We start from the raw sequence: 16,398 nt of genomic DNA, 5'->3' as shown, positions 1-16,398 counted from the left end.
GTCTCCTGCTCTGCGGGTCGATAAAGCGTGTGGCAGCAGGATAGACCAGGTGTTCCCATCTTGATCGTTCCCGCGTAACGGGCGAGAACGATCAATCGTGGGGAAGTTACTCGGCCGAGAACTTCAGCACCATGGCCTGGGTATAGGCCTGGCCCGGGTCAAGTCGCGTTGAAGGGAAGGACGGCTGGTTGGGCGAGTCCGGGTAGTGCTGGGTCTCGAGGGTGAACGCACCCCAGTGCGAATAGACCTTGCCTTGCTTGCCCTTGACCGTGCCATCGAGGAAATTGCTGGTGTAGAACTGCACGCCGGGTTCGGTGGTATAGAGCTGCAAGCGCCGTCCGGATTGCGGATCCTGGACATCGGCGGCGAGTTTGCTCACGTCACCCTTGGCGTCGAGCACCCAGTTGAAATCGAAGCCGCCCTGTTTCGGCTCGGCAAACTTGAGCTGAGGGTGATCAGCCTTGATATGCGTGCCAATCGCAGTGGGCTTGGTGAAGTCCATCGGCGTGCCAGCGACAGGCGCCAGCTCGCCGGTGGGGATGAGCTTGGCCGTCACTGGCGTATAACGGGACGCGTGCAGGGTCGCGACTTGCTTGAGGATGTCGCCGTTGCCCGCGCCAGCCAGGTTGAAATAGCTGTGGTTGGTCAGGTTCAGCACCGTCGGTTTGTCGGTGGTGGCCTTGTAGTCGATGCGCAGTTCGTTCTTGTCGTTGAGGCTGTAGGTAACGTCCGTCGTCAGGTTGCCGGGAAAACCCATTTCGCCGTCCGCCGATACATACGTCAGGGTCACGCCTACCGAATCCTTGTCATTGCTCGGCTCGGCTTTCCATACCCGCTTGTCGAACCCTTGAGGTCCGCCGTGCAAGGAGTTGTCCTTATCGTTCTGCGGTACTTGGTAGCGCTTGCCGTCCAGCTCGAAGGCGCCGCCGGCGAGGCGGTTGCCGAAGCGGCCGATGGTCGCGCCGAAATACACATTGCCGTTTTTCTGGTAGCCCTGAACATCGTCGAAGCCCAGCACGATGTCGGCGGTCATGCCGTTTTTGTCCGGCACGACCAGCGATTGCAGGATCCCGCCATAGGTGATGACGGTAGCCTCCATGCCATGGCTGTTGCGCAGGATGTATTTTTCAACCGCGGTGCCGTCGTTGGTCTTGCCGAACGCAACGCGTTCGTTGGTCAGGCCCGCGGCCTGGGATGAGGTGGCGATCATCAGAGAGACTCCGAGGGCCGTGAGCAGATATTTGGATTCAAGCATGGTGTGACCTTCCTTCCTGTTGTTTTGTTGTTGTTTTAACGCGGGTCGAGTCCGTTACTTGGTCGGACAGCGATGAAGGTTTTTCTGTTCAGTAGTCTTTCTATTTGAGGCTTGCGAAGGGATTTATAGCCATAAATACAGAATTATCAATTAAAAAGTAAGACTAATTGAGCGAGACGAGCCTGGCCCGAGCGTGAGATTTGCTGGCGACCACTGCACTTTTGGGACTTTTGCCGCTCTATCCATGGCCAGGAAGCGGCGACCCCCACCGTTTCCCCATGCCCAGACCGAGATTCAATGGCCGGTGTTTTCCCTTTCAAAATGGTATTGCCACGGCGCTGCGGCTTGCTGCTGGCAGGGCTTTTGTTGTTGCTTAGCGGCGGCTGCAGTCATCAGCAGGGCCAGGACATGGTCAATCAGTTCAGCAACGCCCGGCCCCAGGAATTCTTGCAGACCAGTGTCGACCGCATGGCCACGCTCTCGATGCATGACAACTTGGAAAGTCTGTACCTGCTGATGCACAAGCTTTACCTGCGCAACCCTGAAGAGCTGCGTAAATCGGGCTTCCTGGATGCGCGTATCGCCGTCAAGCAGGTGCGCCAGGCCATCGAGCAGCAACGACCTTTGCCAACCTTGGGCAACAAGAAGGATCTCGCCGCCCTGAGCTACGCCATGAGCCCGGAGTTTCTCGGCGACCGGGTCGGTGCGTTCATCTACGCCATCGGGAGCATGCTGGTGACGGCCCACGGCAATCGCCTCGAGTTCTACATGACCGACACCATCGACCCGCGTTTCGTCAGCAACGCGGCGCGCAATATCGAGAAAGCCACGTGGTTGCTGGGCCAGCGGCAGAACAAGGACGGCACGCCAGTGCTGTTTTCCAACGAGATTTCGGAGGAGGGCAGTAACCTGAGTTTTGCCGTCGAATTCGGGAAAATTGTTGCGCGGCTGGACTTGCTGACGCAGATGCTCGACGAGCGCTATCGGCGCATAGGGCTCAATTACGCGCAGAGCTTGCTGTTCCTCAATTTCCTGCCGGTTCAGTAAAAAAATGGAATAAAGATAGATCACATCGATATAGGGAGTTATAAGAAAAATCGCTATGCTCGCGGCCAGATTTTTCACGCGGTCGCGCTGAGACGGGTTTGATGGATTTCGGTAATGTCGGTTTAGTCGTAGCGGGCCTGGTGGTCGGTTTCATCGTCGGGATGACCGGCGTGGGTGGCGGATCGCTGATGACCCCCATCCTGTTGTGGTTTGGTATCAACCCGGCGACGGCGGTGGGTACGGACCTGCTGTACGCGGCAATCACCAAATCCGGCGGCGTCCTTGTCCATGCCAAAAATCGCAATATCGACTGGGCGATTACCGGTTGGCTGACCCTTGGCAGTGTGCCGGCGGTCGGGCTGACCCTGTGGTTTCTCAGCAGCCTGGACGGATCGCCCGACGCGATGAACGCGGTCATCAAGCAAGCCCTGGGCTTTGTGCTGTTCGCCACCGCCCTGGCGATTTTGTTCAAGAAACGCCTGCTGCAATTCGCCCATGACCGCGCCGGCGGCCATTACAACCCCAGCGGCTCGCGGCTCAATGTACTCACCGTCATCACCGGCCTGGTGTTGGGCACGATGGTCGCATTGACCTCCATCGGCGCTGGCGCTCTGGGCACCGTCGCGTTGTTTATCCTTTATCCGTTCCTCGTCACCAAGCGCCTGGTGGGCACCGAAATCGCCCATGCCGTGCCGCTGACCCTGGTCGCTGGCCTGGGCCATGCCAGCATGGGCAACATGGACTGGCACATCCTGGGCTTTCTGCTGATCGGTTCGTTGCCGGGCATCTACCTGGGCAGCCACTTGTCGGGACGCATTTCCGACGAACTCCTGCGCCCTTGCCTGGCGGTGATGTTGGCGCTGATCGGCGTCAAACTGGCGTTCTGATTTGCTCGGAGTCATGCGGATGTCGCGATAGTCATACCTGTAAACCAGGTACTGATGAGGCCACGATCCATGAACAGCCCAGCCAGAGATCTGCTGCAACGCCTACGCCGTCGTCGCGCCGAACCGCGCAGCGACATTGCCGACATCTTGCGTCATCACGCCGAGCCGCTGCCCGCCGAGGACAGCCCGGCCTTTGGCCAGATGTTCGATCGCTTCGCCGACGCCAAAGTCGTACTGATCGGCGAAGCCAGCCACGGCACCCACGACTTCTACCGCACCCGCGCCGCCATCACCCGACATCTGATCGAGCATCACGGCTTCGCCATTGTCGCCGTCGAAGCCGACTGGCCCGATGCCGGGCAAGTCGACCGTTGCGTCCGCGACCTCGGCCCCTCGGCCTGGAAACAGCAGGCCTTCGCCCGTTTCCCGAGCTGGATGTGGCGCAACAGCGACGTCCAAGCCTTCGTTCGTTGGCTGCGGGACCACAACCTCGACCAGCCTGCCGCTCGACGCGTGGAGTTCCGCGGCCTGGACGTCTACAGCCTGCGGCATTCCATCGACGAGGTGCTCGATTACCTCGACAAGAGCCATCCACATCTGTCCCGTGACGCCCGACACCGTTATGGCTGCCTGACGCCGTGGCACGACGATCCGGCCTTGTACGGCCATTTCACCGAACGCGGCAACCTGGCGACGTGCGAAGACGCCGTGGTCGAGCAGCTCAACAGCTTGCTGGCCGAGCGCCTCGACCCGTTGATCAAGGATGACGAAGGATTCTTCAGTGCCGTCCAGAACGCCCGCGTCGTGCGCGCTGCCGAACAGTACTACCGCGCCATGTACCGTGGCGGCAAATCGTCCTGGAACCTGCGCGACAAGCATATGTTCGACACCTTGCAGAGCCTGTTGGACCATCGCGGGCCCGATGCGAAGGCGGTGGTCTGGGCGCATAACTCCCACATCGGCAATGCCGCCGCGACGCGCATGGGCTGGGAAGGTGAGTTCAACATTGGCCAGCTGTGCCGCATGGCCTATGGTCGCGGCGCAGTGTTGCTGGGCATGGGCACCGACCATGGCAGCGTGGCGGCGGCCGATGACTGGGACGCGCCGATGAAAATCAAGCAAGTCGTGCCAGCGCTGGCCGGTAGTTGGGAGCGGGAGTTTTTGCTGGCAGGCGTGGGTGCATCGCTGACCGACTGGCGAACCGCGCCCGACGAAGACTTGTTGGACGCGTTGTCGGAGCCGCTGCTTGAACGCGCCATCGGTGTGATCTACCGCCCCGAGACCGAACGCCAGAGCCACTATTTCGAGGCAGTGCTGGCCGAACAATTCGATGCCTGGCTCTGGTTCGAACAGACCGAAGCCGTCACGCCGTTACCAGCGCCTCACCCGCCGGAACACGAGGAAGATACTTTTCCGTTCGGCCTATGAACGCCTGGTGTCACGGTTGCGCTATGGGTCCGGTCGCCTAAGCTTCAGGGCAGGCAGCTGCGTATCGGGCGACTCTCGCGGAACAATCGCCGCCATGTGCAATCAGTACAGCGTAAATATCAAAAGGAGAGGCGCATGCTTATTCGGTCGTTGACCTTCGCTACCCTGCTGGCCATCGCCGGCCCCCTGTTCGCCGCCGATGGCGATTCACCCTTGGTGGCGGAAGTCGGCAAGTCTCGCCCGCTGATCGTCATCGCGCCCAGCTCCGTCGATCCTGCGTGGGTAAGCCTGAAGAAAGCCTTGGATGAGCCGGCGGGCAAGCAGGGTTTTTCCGAGCGCAACTTGGTGCTCTACACCGTGCTCAATACCATCGGGCAGCGTGACGGCAAGGACCTTGATCCGCAGAGCACCATGGCGCTGATTCGTTCTCTCAAACTGGGGGCCGGTGCGCAGACCAAGATCATCCTGGTGGGCAAGGACGGGGAAAAGAAGCTTGAGCATTCGGGCGCGATCGAATTGAAGGAGCTGTTCGACACCGTCGATAAACTCCCCGCAGCGGAAAAAGAAGCGACCCCTCCGGCGCCACCCCCGGCGCCGGAACCTGAGCCGGCCAAAGAGGCGAAAGGCGCGAAGCCGGGCAAGGCAGCCAAGCCTGCGGCTGCGCCGAAAGCGTTGGAGGATTGATTCCAAGAGCGACGAGGTCCCCTGTGGTGAGGGGATCTCATTGCTCTTGCAACGCCATCAGAATCCGATGCGCGGCCTTCACCCGTTCTTCGATCGGGTAGTTTTTATTCGCCAGCATCACAATCCCCACATCCTTCCCGGGCACGAACGCCGCGTACGCACCGAAACCATTGGTAGACCCGGTCTTGTTGATCCAGGCCCCGTCCGGCGCTGCGCGGGGTGGCTCGAGCGGTTCGACTTTTTGCGGGGTCAGGGCCATCCCTGGCGTGTTGCCGGCGAGCAAGTTCTCCAGGGTGAACGGGGCGGGGTAGAGCTCCCAGCCCAGCCCCTGGGTCATTTCGCCGGCCTTGTAGAAACCTGTTTGTGTCGTAGCGATGGCTTGCTTGAGGTCAGCGTCCAGCTTTTCAGGTTGCAGGTTGGCCTCGACGAAACGAATCAGGTCCGATGAGCTGGTCTTCACCCCGTAGGCCTCCGAATCCATCGCGCCGGGGCCGACCCGCACGGGCTTGCCATCCTTTGCGTAGCCTTGGGCATATCGGCCCAGTTGGTCCTGCGGCACCCGCACGTAGCTATGCTTGAGGCCCAGCCCGGGCATCAACGTTTGTTCCATCGCCTCGTCAAACGTTCGGCCCAGGCTGCGGGCCGCCAGATGGCCGAACAAGCCGATGCTCGGGTTCGAATACAGCCGCTGGGTGCCGACCGGGTAGAGCGGTTTCCAACTCTGGTAGTAACTGAACATGCGGTCGGGTCGGTCGGCATCGTCGGGAAACTGCAAAGGAAGGCCGCCCGCGGTATAGGTGGCGAGATCGAGCAGGCGGATGCTTTCCAAGGCACTGCCACGCAGCTCGCGGGCGAAGCGGCCGGCGGGGTCCGTCAGGGACAGTTTGCCTTGGGCCTGGGCGTAGGCGCCAAGCGTCGCGGTGAAGACCTTGCTGATCGAGCCGACTTCGAACAGGGTCTGGTCGGTGACTGCTTTTTTTGTGTCCTTGGAAGCAACGCCATAGTTGAAGTACTGGCGTTGACCGTTGCGGGTGATCGCCACCGCCATGCCGGCGATGTCCTGTTGTTTCATCAGCGGCTGGATCACGGCGTTGACCGTCTCTTCAATGCGCTCCTGGGCGAACCCCGGAGCAGTTGCGCAGACGAGAAAAAACGTCCCGGCGAGTATCGATTTGGCAATTTGCATCATGGACCGCTCTCGTTGGCCTTCCTTGAGGGTGGTCAATCTAGGGCGTTTTCCGCTACGCGGCAAATAGTAGCGGTTGGGCAGGGGCTTGTTTCCGACTGGTCCGACAGCGCGGTGGGCATGCTCCTACGGAAAAAGCTTTATGGCTCAAAGTGACGGGCCTCAAGCCAAACCACACAAAGCGGCGGCCGCCGGGTAAACTCGCGGCTCTTTCCAAAGGAGTTCCCATGAGTTACTACCAGCCCGGCATTCTCGCCACCCCTGTTCCGCCTCAGGCCCGTCATCTGTTTTTTGCCCTGGAGTCGGTCGAGGCACTGCCGGCTGCGCTCGACAAATTGCTGCTTCAATTGGATGGCCGCGCGGTGGTTGGCTTTGGCGAGTCGCTGGTCCAGGCGCTGGGCGGCCAAGTCGAAGGCTTGCGGGCGTTTCCCGCGCTGGCCGGTGTGGGCGTCGACAACCCGTCGACCCAGCATGCGCTCTGGTGCTGGTTGCACGGCGAGGACCGGGGCGAGCTGCTGCACCGCAGTCGCGCCATCGAAGCAGCATTGGCACCGGCCCTGCGCCTGGTGCAGATGAACGAAACCTTCCGCCACATGACCGGGCACGACCTGACCGGCTACGAAGATGGCACCGAAAACCCCCATGACGAAGCGGCCATCGCCGCCGCCCTGGCCCAGGGCAACGACGGGCTGCGCGGTGGCAGTTTTGCCGCGATCCAGCAGTGGCAACATGATCTGGATGGTTTCGCGGCGATGCAGCCCCATGAGCGTGACAACATCATGGGCCGTCGCCTGAGCGACAACGAAGAAATCGAAGACGCGCCGGAGTCCGCCCACGTCAAGCGCACGGCCCAGGAAAGCTTCGCCCCGGAGGCTTTCGTCGTGCGCCGTTCCATGCCCTGGATCGAAGGCGATCGCGCTGGCCTGATGTTCCTCGCGTTCGGTTTCTCCCTCGACGCCTTCGAGGCGCAACTGCGTCGCATGAGCGGGCTGGAGGACGGTATCACCGACGGTTTATACCGCATGAGCCGACCGATTACCGGCGGTTATTATTGGTGCCCGCCGCTGTTGGACGGTCGCCTGGACCTGCGCGCACTCGTACGCTAGGGCGGGTGCCGCGGCCCGGTAAGCGGGCCGCGTTGTGCAAAAACGCAGGTGAACGTTATTCTTGGGCTCGACGTGTTTGCGTGGAACGGAGAGGCAGCGTGGATAAAATCATCGTCATCACCGGCGGCGGGCGCGGGATCGGGGCGGCCACGGCGCTGTTGGCTGCCGACCTTGGCTACCGGATCTGCATCAATTACCAAACCGACGAAAATGCCGCCCAGGACGTACTTGAACAGGTCCGGGCCAAGGGCGCGCAGGCCATCGCGGTACGGGCCGACGTGAGTATCGAGGACGAGGTGGTCGGCCTGTTCAACCGCGTTGACGCCGAGTTAGGGCGTGTCACCGCACTGGTGAACAACGCCGGTACGGTTGCGCACAAATCCCGACTCGATGAAATGTCCGAGTTCCGCATTCTCAAGATCCTCAAGACCAACGTGTTGGGGCCGATCCTGTGCGCCAAGCATGCGGTGCTGCGCATGTCGCCCAGGCATGGCGGGCAGGGGGGCAGCATCGTCAACGTCTCGTCAGTCGCCGCCCGCCTCGGCGCGCCGGCGGAATACGTGGATTACGCGGCCTCCAAAGGGGCGCTGGATACTTTCACCGTCGGACTTTCCAAGGAAGTGGCCGGCGAAGGCATTCGCGTCAACGCGGTCCGCCCAGGCTACATCTATACCGATTTCCACGCCCTCAGCGGCGATCCGGATCGGGTCAGCAAGCTTGAATCGGCGATTCCCATGGCCCGGGGCGGACGCCCTGATGAAGTGGCCGAAGCGATTATCTGGTTACTGTCGGACAAGGCTTCGTATGCGACCGGGACGTTTGTGGACCTGGGCGGCGGGCGCTGAGGCTGTCCTCTCACTGCCCTATCGATAAGCCTATGTTGAAGTGATGAAGATCTCGTCGACTCCTGTCTCAATGTCTTTCATTTGTGCATTTTCATGAGTTGCTGAGATAAAAAAAATATTCGCGTCGGAGGCATCGGCAGTGAATTCACCTTTATATTCATGCCACTTGCCATCTGACTTCGGCATGTTAGGGAAATCAACGCGGGTGGTTGTTTTCATGAGCCCGCACGCTAGTTGGGTGACTTTTTCCCCCTCCGGTACTTTGATCTTGAACTTCATCTCAATAAGGGTGCCTGGAGGCACGGCTGGGGTGAATGTTTTATAAAAGAACAAGCTGGTGTCTACCTCCAGTTTGGCTGGGGCAATGTAATGGTTGTGGCCATCCTTTAATATTCTGGGGGAGGCTTGGGGATTATCCCAGCCATCCAGGTCGTTATTCTCAAACTTTTGCGAGTAGTTCATCGTCTTCTCCAAACAGTAAGGACCTAACCCGTATCGGTGGGCCAGTGAGCCCAAACTACTCGGCCAAGGCCAGGTCATCTACTGTCAGAGTTGACAGGTTGTTACGGTTTTCTGCGGCAGTTTCACTTGTTTCAAAACGAGCGAATAATCCGCCACAACGTCTCCATGGCCTTTTCTGAGACTTCAGTCCACGGGCTGCCATTAGTTCAAGCGAATGCAATTGCTGAAACGCCGGTCGCTGAAAAGATTGGTCCCGGCGCAATGCTGATGCCCTGCGCCAGGGCCACCTGGAACAGTTTCAGCGAATCGATCTGCTCCGGCAGTTCCAGCTACAGGAAATAGCCGCCCCCCGGCTGGCTCACGCGGGTCTTGGCCGGGAAGTAGCGGGCAATGGCAGCGAGCATGGCGCTTTGCTGCTCTTCCAGTGCAGCGCAATTTGCGCAGGTGACGGTCGTAGCCACCGTGTTGCAGTAGTCGGCAATGGCGGCCTGGGCTGGCATCGAGGCGCACAACGACGTCATGAGCTTGAGCCGTTCGATCTTCCGCGCATAGCGCCCGGCGGCGACCCAGCCGATGCGATAGCCCGGGGCCAGGCGCTTGTCGAACGAGCCGCACCAGCCCTTCGGAGCCGTCGATGTGATTCAGATCACCGAGTCACTGTCTGTCGCTTTCAAGTTCTGGCGACCGTCAGCCGCCCCGGCCACGGTCAAGGCATTTACCTCCGCTTCGGTCAAGTAGAACCGCCCGCTATTGAGTTCCACAGCCGACATGGCTTTCTCTGGGTCGGTGATGATGGTCAGTTCGCTGGCCGGACGCTGTTCCTGGAGGTTGGGCGTCTCGAAACGGCAGGTCTGGTTTTCATCGATATGCACAGTCATGGAGGTGCTCCTTTCTGATACCTGATCGTTAGGCGCCTGAGGATCAGCAGGGTTCGTTGCGGCTGATCAGCGGTCGGGGGCGGGCACGTCTGGCCCCGCTTGTGGTCCATCATTTATCGACACGAAAGAGGAAGGTCCATGGAATCGTGGTGGGATGAGGTCTGGATAACCCTGCAAGCGGAATTCGCCGACATCACCGATACCGAGCAAATGACCCGCGTAACGGTGCGTCTGGTGATGGCTGCACTGCTAGGGGGCATCCTCGGGTTCGAGCGTGAACACAAGGGCAAGGCCGCGGGCGTGCGTACCCATATGCTGGTAGCGCTGGGGGCTGCGCTGTTCGTGCTGGTGCCGCAGATGTCCGGCTCCCAGGCTGACGCCATGAGCCGCGTGATCCAGGGCGTTGTGGCCGGCATCGGCTTCCTCGGCGCCGGCACTATCCTGAAAAACGCCGATGGCGACGAAAGTCACGTCAAGGGCCTGACCACCGCCGCCGGCCTGTGGATGACGGCGGCCATCGGCGTCGCTGCCGGGTTGGGGCGCGAAGCAACGGCAGTACTCAGCACGGTGTTAGCGCTGGCGATCTTCAGCGTGATGCCGATGATTGTCCGGGCGTTGGAAAAGGACGACAAGGTGTAAGCCAGGTCTTCCTGGCTTGACGCTCCGGCAGGTTTCACGTCGTTCCTGAGTTGCGACTAGGCTACTTCACACCCGCTCCGGCGGCGCCTCGCTCGGCGGATCTCCCAGAGGCGGTTGCGGGTCGAGCGGTGGGTCTTTTTCTGGAATCGGCTCCGGTTCAGGACCCGGTGGCGGCAGGTTGGGGTCGTCGATATTCGGATCGGGTGTTTCGGCTGGGATGGGAATGCTCATGGAGCGGCTCTCCGGAGGGGATGTGGCTTGAGTCGTGCTTGTTGGGTTGACCATGACTCGACGGATTTGATTCCCCGGAGCCGGCCAGTAAATCTCGCTGAACTTTTGGTCGCCGGTCCGGTTCGGAGCTTAAGTGAGTTAAATCAGGGACCCGTTGGGCCTTTCCGCCACAAGCGCGTCCATGGGGCGTAAAAGGAGCGATGCTCGATGACTGCCGAACAGCCGACCGACCGGGTGTACAACCCACATTTGCTGTTGTCACAGGCCTTGTTGTTGCCACGTATTGCAATTGAAAACACCATGCCAGTGATCGACGGCGGGCAGTTTGCCGCCAAGGCCCTGGCGGGGCGGGATGTGACGGTGACCAGCAAGGTGTTCGCCGATGGCCACGACAAGTTGGCCGTGCGGATCCGCTGGCGGGCCTTGGAAGATGAGATATGGAACAGCGAGGTCATGGCCGAGCTGGGTAATAACAGCTGGAGTGGGCAGTTCAATGCGCCGGTCCAGGGTCGCTACGTGTTTTGCATCGAGGCCTGGCTCGATCAATTCGCCAGCTTTTGTTACGAGCTGCAAAAGAAATACGCCGCCGGGGTGCCCATCAGCCTCGAGCTGCAGGAAGGCCGCAATTACGTGCAGCAGGCCGCCGAGCGTAGCGATGGCGAACTGAGGGAACAGCTGACCGCGCTGCACCATGAGCTTTCAGGCCTGTTGCCGGAAGAGCAGGTCGCCTTGTTCCTCGAGCCCCGCAGCGCCGACCTGATGTCCCTGGCCGATCATCGCCCTTACTTGAGCATCAGTCCCGAGTACCCGTTGGACGTCGAGCGTGAACTTGCCGAGTTCGCCAGTTGGTATGAGCTGTTTCCGCGCTCTATCACCGATGATGCCAGCCGCCACGGCACGTTCAATGACGTTCATTCGCGCCTGGCGGTGATCCAGGACATGGGCTTCGACGTGTTGTATTTCCCGCCGATCCATCCCATCGGCCGCAGCTTCCGCAAAGGGCCGAACAACTCCCTTACCGCGGGTCCAGACGATCCGGGCAGCCCGTATGCCATCGGCAGCGAGGAGGGCGGGCACGAGGCGATTCATCCGCAGTTGGGCACCCGCGAAGATTTCCGCCGCCTGGTGGCCGCTGCCGCCGACCATGGCCTGGAGATCGCCCTCGACTTCGCCATTCAATGTTCGCAGGACCACCCTTGGCTCAAGCAGCACCCGGGCTGGTTCAGCTGGCGGCCGGACGGCACGATCAAATACGCGGAAAACCCGCCGAAGAAGTATCAGGACATCGTCAACGTCGATTTCTACGCCGCCGATGCCATCCCCAGCCTGTGGCTGGAGCTGCGCGACATCGTGGTGGGCTGGGTCAACGAAGGGGTGAAGATATTCCGCGTCGATAATCCCCACACCAAGCCTTTGCCGTTCTGGCAGTGGCTGATCGCCGATGTGCGATCGCAATACCCTGAAGTAATGTTCCTGGCGGAAGCGTTCACCACGCCGGCGATGATGGCGCGTTTGGGCAAGGTCGGTTATTCCCAGAGCTACACTTATTTTACCTGGCGCAACACCAAGGCCGAGCTGGCGACCTATTTCACCGAACTCAATGAATCGCCCCTGCGCGAATGCTACCGGCCGAATTTCTTCGTCAACACACCGGACATCAACCCGGCGTTTCTCCATGAGGCGGGGCGTGCAGGTTTCCTGATTCGCGCGGCGCTGGCGACCATGGGGTCGGGCCTGTGGGGCATGTACTCGGGTTTTGAACTGTGCGAATCGGCGGCGGTGCCGGGCAAGGAAGAGTACCTCGACTCGGAGAAATACGAGATCCGGCCACGGGACTTCACCGCGCCGGGCAACATCATTGCCGAGATCGCCCAGCTCAACCGAATTCGCCGACAGAATCCGGCATTGCACACGCACCTGGGCCTGAAGATCTACAACGCCTGGAACGACAACATCCTTTATTTCGGCAAGCGCACCCCCGATGGCAGCAATTTCATCCTGGTGGCGGTGAGCCTTGATCCGCATAACGTCCAGGAAGCCAATTTCGAGTTACCGCTGTGGGAGATGGGCCTGCCTGACGATGCCCAGACTCAAGGCGAGGATTTGATGAACGGACACCGCTGGAGCTGGTACGGCAAGTACCAATTCATGCGCATCGACCCGGCGTACCAGCCGTTCGGGATTTGGCGGATCAGCGTGGCGTGAAACGCAAGCGATTGCAGTGATCGCTCTTTGTGGCGAGGGAGCTTGCTCCCGCTTGACCGGGCTGGCGCTCCAGTGCGAAGCACTCATCGCCTTTTTTGGGGCCGCTACGCAGCCCAGCGGGAGCAAGCTCCCTCGCCACATGGATCCTGCCAGCCAGCTCAACGGCTTTATCGATTTCTTCAGGAGTTGCAAATGGCCAAGAAACCCCGGTCTGCCGCCTTTATCAACGACCCGCTCTGGTACAAGGACGCGGTTATCTATCAGGTCCACGTCAAATCCTATTTCGACTCCAACAACGACGGGATCGGTGATTTCCCCGGGCTGATCGAGAAGCTCGATTACATTGCCGACCTGGGCGTCAACACCATCTGGCTGCTGCCGTTCTATCCCTCGCCCCGGCGCGATGACGGCTACGACATCGCCGAGTACCGTGGCGTCAGCCCCGATTACGGCACCATGGCCGACGCGCGGCGTTTCATTGCCGAGGCCCACAAGCGCAACTTGCGGGTGATCACCGAGCTGGTCATCAATCACACCTCCGACCAACACCCCTGGTTCCAGCGCGCCCGCAAGGCCAAGCCGGGCTCGAAGGCCCGGGACTTCTACGTCTGGTCCGATGACGATCACAAATACGACGGTACGCGGATCATCTTCCTCGACACCGAAAAGTCCAACTGGACCTGGGATCCGGTCGCCGGCCAGTACTTCTGGCACCGCTTCTATTCGCACCAGCCGGACCTCAATTTCGACAATCCCCAGGTGCTCAAGGCCGTGCTGTCGGTGATGCGCTATTGGCTCGACATGGGCATCGACGGCCTGCGCCTGGATGCGATTCCGTACCTGATCGAGCGCGACGGCACCAACAATGAAAACCTGCCCGAGACCCACGACGTCCTCAAGCTGATCCGCGCCGAGATCGACGCCAATTATCCCGACCGCATGTTGCTGGCCGAAGCCAACCAATGGCCGGAAGACACCCAGCTGTATTTCGGCGACGTCGACGCCCAGGGCCTGAACGGTGACGAGTGCCACATGGCATTCCACTTCCCGCTGATGCCGCGCATGTACATGGCGCTGGCCCAGGAAGACCGCTTCCCCATCACCGACATCCTGCGCCAGACCCCTGAGATTCCGGCGAACTGCCAATGGGCGATTTTCCTGCGCAACCATGATGAATTGACCCTGGAGATGGTCACCGACAAGGAACGCGATTACCTGTGGAATTACTACGCCGCCGACCGTCGCGCGCGGATCAACCTGGGGATTCGCCGTCGCCTGGCGCCGCTGATGGAGCGCGACCGTCGCCGCGTGGAATTGCTCAACAGCCTGCTGCTGTCGATGCCCGGTACGCCGACTTTGTACTACGGCGATGAGATCGGCATGGGCGACAACATCTACCTGGGCGACCGCGATGGCGTGCGCACGCCGATGCAGTGGTCCATCGACCGCAACGGCGGTTTCTCCCGCGCCGATCCGGCAAGCCTGGTGCTGCCGCCGATCATGGACCCGCAATACGGTTATCTGTCGGTGAACGTCGAGACTCAGGCCGGCGACCCGCATTCGTTGCTCAACTGGACCCGGCGGATGCTGGCGGTGCGCAAGCAATCCAAGGCCTTCGGTCGCGGCACGCTGAAGATGCTCTCGCCGAGCAACCGTAGGATCCTGGCCTACACCCGCGAATACACCGGGCCGGACGGCAAGCATGAAATCATCTTGTGCGTGGCCAACGTATCGCGCAGCTCCCAGGCCGCCGAACTGGATCTGTCGGCCTATGCCGGCATGGTCCCGGTGGAAATGCTCGGCGGCAATGCCTTCCCGCCCATCGGCCAGTTGAATTTCCTCCTGACCCTGGCGCCGTATGGCTTTTACTGGTTCGCCCTGGCGGCGGAAAACCAGATGCCGAGTTGGCACGTGGAACCTGCCCAGAGCCTGCCGGATTTCACCACCGTGGTACTGAAAAAACGCCTGGAAGAATTGCTCGAGGCGCCGTCGCGCACCACCCTGGAGCAGGGCATCCTGCCGAACTGGCTGCAGAACCGCCGCTGGTTCGCCGGCAAGGACAGCGCCATCGAGAACATCGACATCGTCTACGGCGTGCGCTTCGGCGATCCGCAACACCCGGTGCTGCTCAGCGAAATCGATGTCACTAGCGCGGGCCAGACGCTGCGCTATCAGTTGCCCTTCGGCCTGTTGGCCGATGACCAAGTAGGCCCAGCGCTGCCTCAGCAACTGGCCTTGTCGCGAGTCCGTCGGGGCCGTCAGGTCGGGCTGATCACCGATGCGTTCACCCTGGAAAACTTCGTACGAGCCGTGATGCAAGGGATGCAGGACAGCACGGTGCTGCCTTGCGCCGATGGCGAATTACGCTTTGAACCCACCGCAGGCCTGGCGGCGCTGAACCTGGGTGCCGAGCCTGAGGTGCGTTACCTGTCCGCCGAACAGTCCAACAGTTCAGTGGTGGTCGGCGGCAGCCTGGTGCTCAAGTTGATCCGCAAGGTCGCGTCCGGCGTGCACCCGGAGCTGGAGATGAGCGCTTACCTGACCGCAGCGGGCTTCAGCAATATTTCGCCGCTGCTGGGGTCAGTGATTCGTCGCGACGCCCAAGGCGAGGATGCGCTGCTGATGATTGCCCAGGGCTACCTGAGCAATCAGGGCGACGCCTGGGAATGGACCCAGAACAACCTGGAACGCGCCTTGCGCGATGAGCTGGCGGACGCCATGTCCGAACAGGAACAGCATTACAACGCCTTGGGCGAGCTGAAGGATTTCGCCGGCATGCTCGGCCAGCGCCTGGGGGAAATGCACCGGGTACTCGCCGAGCCCACCGACAACCCGGACTTTGCGCCGCAGGCCACCAGCGCCAAGGAAGCCCAGGCGATCGGCAAGGACGTCGTCGCCCAGGTGGAAAACGCCTTGCGCCTGCTCAAGCAGAACCAGGGCCAATTGAACCCGGCGGACCAAGCTATGGTCGCACGCTTGCTGGAGCACAAGAAAACCGTGCTGGCCCATGTCCAGGAACTCGCCGGCAAGGCTGCCGGTGGCTTGCGCATCCGCGTCCATGGCGACCTGCACCTGGGGCAGGTGCTGGTGATCAAGGGCGATGCCTACCTGATCGACTTCGAAGGCGAGCCGGCGCGGCCGTTGCATGAGCGACGTGGCAAGCACAGCCCGTACAAGGACGTCAGCGGTGTGCTGCGTTCCTTCGATTACGCGGCGGCGATGGCGATCCAACTGCACACCGTCGACACCACGGCCGATGCCGATGCGGCGCGCAAACGGGTCGCCGAGCGTTATTTGACTGAGGCCCGCCAGGCATTTGTCCAGGCATATCGGCTAGCGGCAGCTAGTCTTGCCCATGAGTGGAAGGATGCTGAAGGCGAAAACGCCGCGCTGGCGTTGTTCGGCCTGGAGAAGGCGGCCTATGAGGTGGCTTATGAAGCCGAGAATCGCCCCGCCTGGCTGCCCGTGCCGTTGCACGGTCTGTACGGGTTATTGAGTGGGTTGCAACCCTTTTCCGATTTAGCCGGACCGATTTAGTGGAGAGA

General features: G+C 61.0%; 14 protein-coding genes and 1 pseudogene. 9 read left to right on the top strand and 6 right to left on the bottom strand.

Annotated elements, in window-relative coordinates:
• Nucleotides 1-106 precede the first annotated feature (106 nt).
• The gene (locus J3P95_RS15645; protein WP_434580627.1) at nt 107-1,255 is read right to left on the bottom strand and encodes an aldose epimerase family protein; all 1,149 of its coding nucleotides are present in this window, start codon (nt 1,253-1,255) and stop codon (nt 107-109) included.
• Between the two features lie 297 nt (nt 1,256-1,552).
• On the opposite strand from J3P95_RS15645, the gene J3P95_RS15640 reads away from it, so the two are divergent.
• The 4 genes from J3P95_RS15640 (at nt 1,553) to J3P95_RS15625 (ending at nt 5,301) form a co-directional block, all read left to right on the top strand.
• A complete protein-coding gene (locus tag J3P95_RS15640) occupies nt 1,553-2,302 on the top strand; it encodes a hypothetical protein (protein WP_434580628.1) in 750 nt (249 codons plus the stop codon).
• A 101-nt stretch (nt 2,303-2,403) separates the two neighbouring features.
• Nucleotides 2,404-3,189, top strand: a complete 786-nt coding sequence (locus tag J3P95_RS15635) for a sulfite exporter TauE/SafE family protein (RefSeq protein ID WP_434557700.1) — start codon at nt 2,404-2,406, stop codon at nt 3,187-3,189.
• 69 nt (nt 3,190-3,258) lie between these two features.
• Complete coding sequence (locus J3P95_RS15630; protein WP_434557699.1) at nt 3,259-4,617, top strand: erythromycin esterase family protein; 1,359 nt, start codon at nt 3,259-3,261, stop codon at nt 4,615-4,617.
• A gap of 135 nt (nt 4,618-4,752) precedes the next feature.
• The gene (locus J3P95_RS15625; RefSeq protein WP_434557698.1) at nt 4,753-5,301 is read left to right on the top strand and encodes a DUF4174 domain-containing protein; all 549 of its coding nucleotides are present in this window, start codon (nt 4,753-4,755) and stop codon (nt 5,299-5,301) included.
• Between the two features lie 37 nt (nt 5,302-5,338).
• On the opposite strand, the gene ampC is transcribed toward J3P95_RS15625, so the two are convergent.
• Nucleotides 5,339-6,487 carry a class C beta-lactamase gene (gene ampC / locus J3P95_RS15620; protein ID WP_434581190.1) on the bottom strand — a complete coding sequence of 383 codons (1,149 nt, stop codon included), beginning with the start codon at nt 6,485-6,487 and terminating at the stop codon, nt 5,339-5,341.
• Nucleotides 6,488-6,714: 227 nt separating this feature from the next.
• Between ampC and J3P95_RS15615 the strand changes: the two genes are divergently transcribed.
• Both J3P95_RS15615 and J3P95_RS15610 read left to right on the top strand, forming a co-directional pair.
• Nucleotides 6,715-7,593: a Dyp-type peroxidase gene (locus J3P95_RS15615; RefSeq protein WP_434580630.1), complete on the top strand. Its 879-nt coding sequence runs from the start codon at nt 6,715-6,717 to the stop codon at nt 7,591-7,593.
• A gap of 98 nt (nt 7,594-7,691) precedes the next feature.
• Nucleotides 7,692-8,438 carry an SDR family oxidoreductase gene (locus tag J3P95_RS15610; protein ID WP_434557696.1) on the top strand — a complete coding sequence of 249 codons (747 nt, stop codon included), beginning with the start codon at nt 7,692-7,694 and terminating at the stop codon, nt 8,436-8,438.
• A 30-nt stretch (nt 8,439-8,468) separates the two neighbouring features.
• Here the strand turns inward: J3P95_RS15610 and J3P95_RS15605 are convergent, their stop codons facing one another.
• From J3P95_RS15605 to J3P95_RS15595, 3 genes and pseudogenes are all read right to left on the bottom strand, one after another.
• A complete protein-coding gene (locus J3P95_RS15605; RefSeq protein WP_434580632.1) occupies nt 8,469-8,900 on the bottom strand; it encodes a hypothetical protein in 432 nt (143 codons plus the stop codon).
• A gap of 131 nt (nt 8,901-9,031) precedes the next feature.
• Nucleotides 9,032-9,514, bottom strand: a pseudogene (locus J3P95_RS15600) (aminotransferase class I/II-fold pyridoxal phosphate-dependent enzyme); the annotation flags it as partial.
• Between the two features lie 27 nt (nt 9,515-9,541).
• Nucleotides 9,542-9,778, bottom strand: a complete 237-nt coding sequence (locus J3P95_RS15595; RefSeq protein ID WP_434557694.1) for a DUF3203 family protein — start codon at nt 9,776-9,778, stop codon at nt 9,542-9,544.
• 138 nt (nt 9,779-9,916) lie between these two features.
• Here J3P95_RS15595 and J3P95_RS15590 point away from each other — a divergent pair, with 138 nt between their 5' ends.
• Complete coding sequence (locus J3P95_RS15590) at nt 9,917-10,417, top strand: MgtC/SapB family protein (protein WP_434557693.1); 501 nt, start codon at nt 9,917-9,919, stop codon at nt 10,415-10,417.
• 66 nt (nt 10,418-10,483) lie between these two features.
• Here the strand turns inward: J3P95_RS15590 and J3P95_RS15585 are convergent, their stop codons facing one another.
• Entirely contained in the window at nt 10,484-10,648 is a 165-nt protein-coding gene (locus tag J3P95_RS15585) for a hypothetical protein (RefSeq protein WP_434557692.1), read from the bottom strand.
• 207 nt (nt 10,649-10,855) lie between these two features.
• Between J3P95_RS15585 and J3P95_RS15580 the strand changes: the two genes are divergently transcribed.
• Together J3P95_RS15580 and treS are read left to right on the top strand one after the other, a co-directional pair.
• Nucleotides 10,856-12,853: an alpha-1,4-glucan--maltose-1-phosphate maltosyltransferase gene (locus J3P95_RS15580; RefSeq protein WP_434580634.1), complete on the top strand. Its 1,998-nt coding sequence runs from the start codon at nt 10,856-10,858 to the stop codon at nt 12,851-12,853.
• A 192-nt stretch (nt 12,854-13,045) separates the two neighbouring features.
• A complete protein-coding gene (gene treS / locus J3P95_RS15575; RefSeq protein WP_434580635.1) occupies nt 13,046-16,390 on the top strand; it encodes a maltose alpha-D-glucosyltransferase in 3,345 nt (1,114 codons plus the stop codon).
• Nucleotides 16,391-16,398: the final 8 nt, after the last annotated feature.

Source organism: Pseudomonas sp. Z5-35, from assembly GCF_051131945.1.
Lineage (GTDB): Bacteria > Pseudomonadota > Gammaproteobacteria > Pseudomonadales > Pseudomonadaceae > Aquipseudomonas > Aquipseudomonas marvdashtae.
The sequence above is the reverse complement of the archived record's forward strand: the minus strand, read 5'-3'. Positions and strand labels throughout refer to the sequence as shown.

Bases quoted from the DNA above. Each gene is read 5' to 3' on its own strand.
- J3P95_RS15645 (WP_434580627.1), bottom strand. From the start codon at position 1,255: ATGCTTGAATCCAAATATCTGCTCACGGCCCTCGGAGTCTCTCTGATG.
- J3P95_RS15640 (WP_434580628.1), top strand. From the start codon at position 1,553: ATGGCCGGTGTTTTCCCTTTCAAAATGGTATTGCCACGGCGCTGCGGC.
- J3P95_RS15635 (WP_434557700.1), top strand. From the start codon at position 2,404: ATGGATTTCGGTAATGTCGGTTTAGTCGTAGCGGGCCTGGTGGTCGGT.
- J3P95_RS15630 (WP_434557699.1), top strand. From the start codon at position 3,259: ATGAACAGCCCAGCCAGAGATCTGCTGCAACGCCTACGCCGTCGTCGC.
- J3P95_RS15625 (WP_434557698.1), top strand. From the start codon at position 4,753: ATGCTTATTCGGTCGTTGACCTTCGCTACCCTGCTGGCCATCGCCGGC.
- ampC (WP_434581190.1), bottom strand. From the start codon at position 6,487: ATGCAAATTGCCAAATCGATACTCGCCGGGACGTTTTTTCTCGTCTGC.
- J3P95_RS15615 (WP_434580630.1), top strand. From the start codon at position 6,715: ATGAGTTACTACCAGCCCGGCATTCTCGCCACCCCTGTTCCGCCTCAG.
- J3P95_RS15605 (WP_434580632.1), bottom strand. From the start codon at position 8,900: ATGAACTACTCGCAAAAGTTTGAGAATAACGACCTGGATGGCTGGGAT.
- J3P95_RS15595 (WP_434557694.1), bottom strand. From the start codon at position 9,778: ATGACTGTGCATATCGATGAAAACCAGACCTGCCGTTTCGAGACGCCC.
- J3P95_RS15590 (WP_434557693.1), top strand. From the start codon at position 9,917: ATGGAATCGTGGTGGGATGAGGTCTGGATAACCCTGCAAGCGGAATTC.
- J3P95_RS15585 (WP_434557692.1), bottom strand. From the start codon at position 10,648: ATGAGCATTCCCATCCCAGCCGAAACACCCGATCCGAATATCGACGAC.
- J3P95_RS15580 (WP_434580634.1), top strand. From the start codon at position 10,856: ATGACTGCCGAACAGCCGACCGACCGGGTGTACAACCCACATTTGCTG.
- treS (WP_434580635.1), top strand. From the start codon at position 13,046: ATGGCCAAGAAACCCCGGTCTGCCGCCTTTATCAACGACCCGCTCTGG.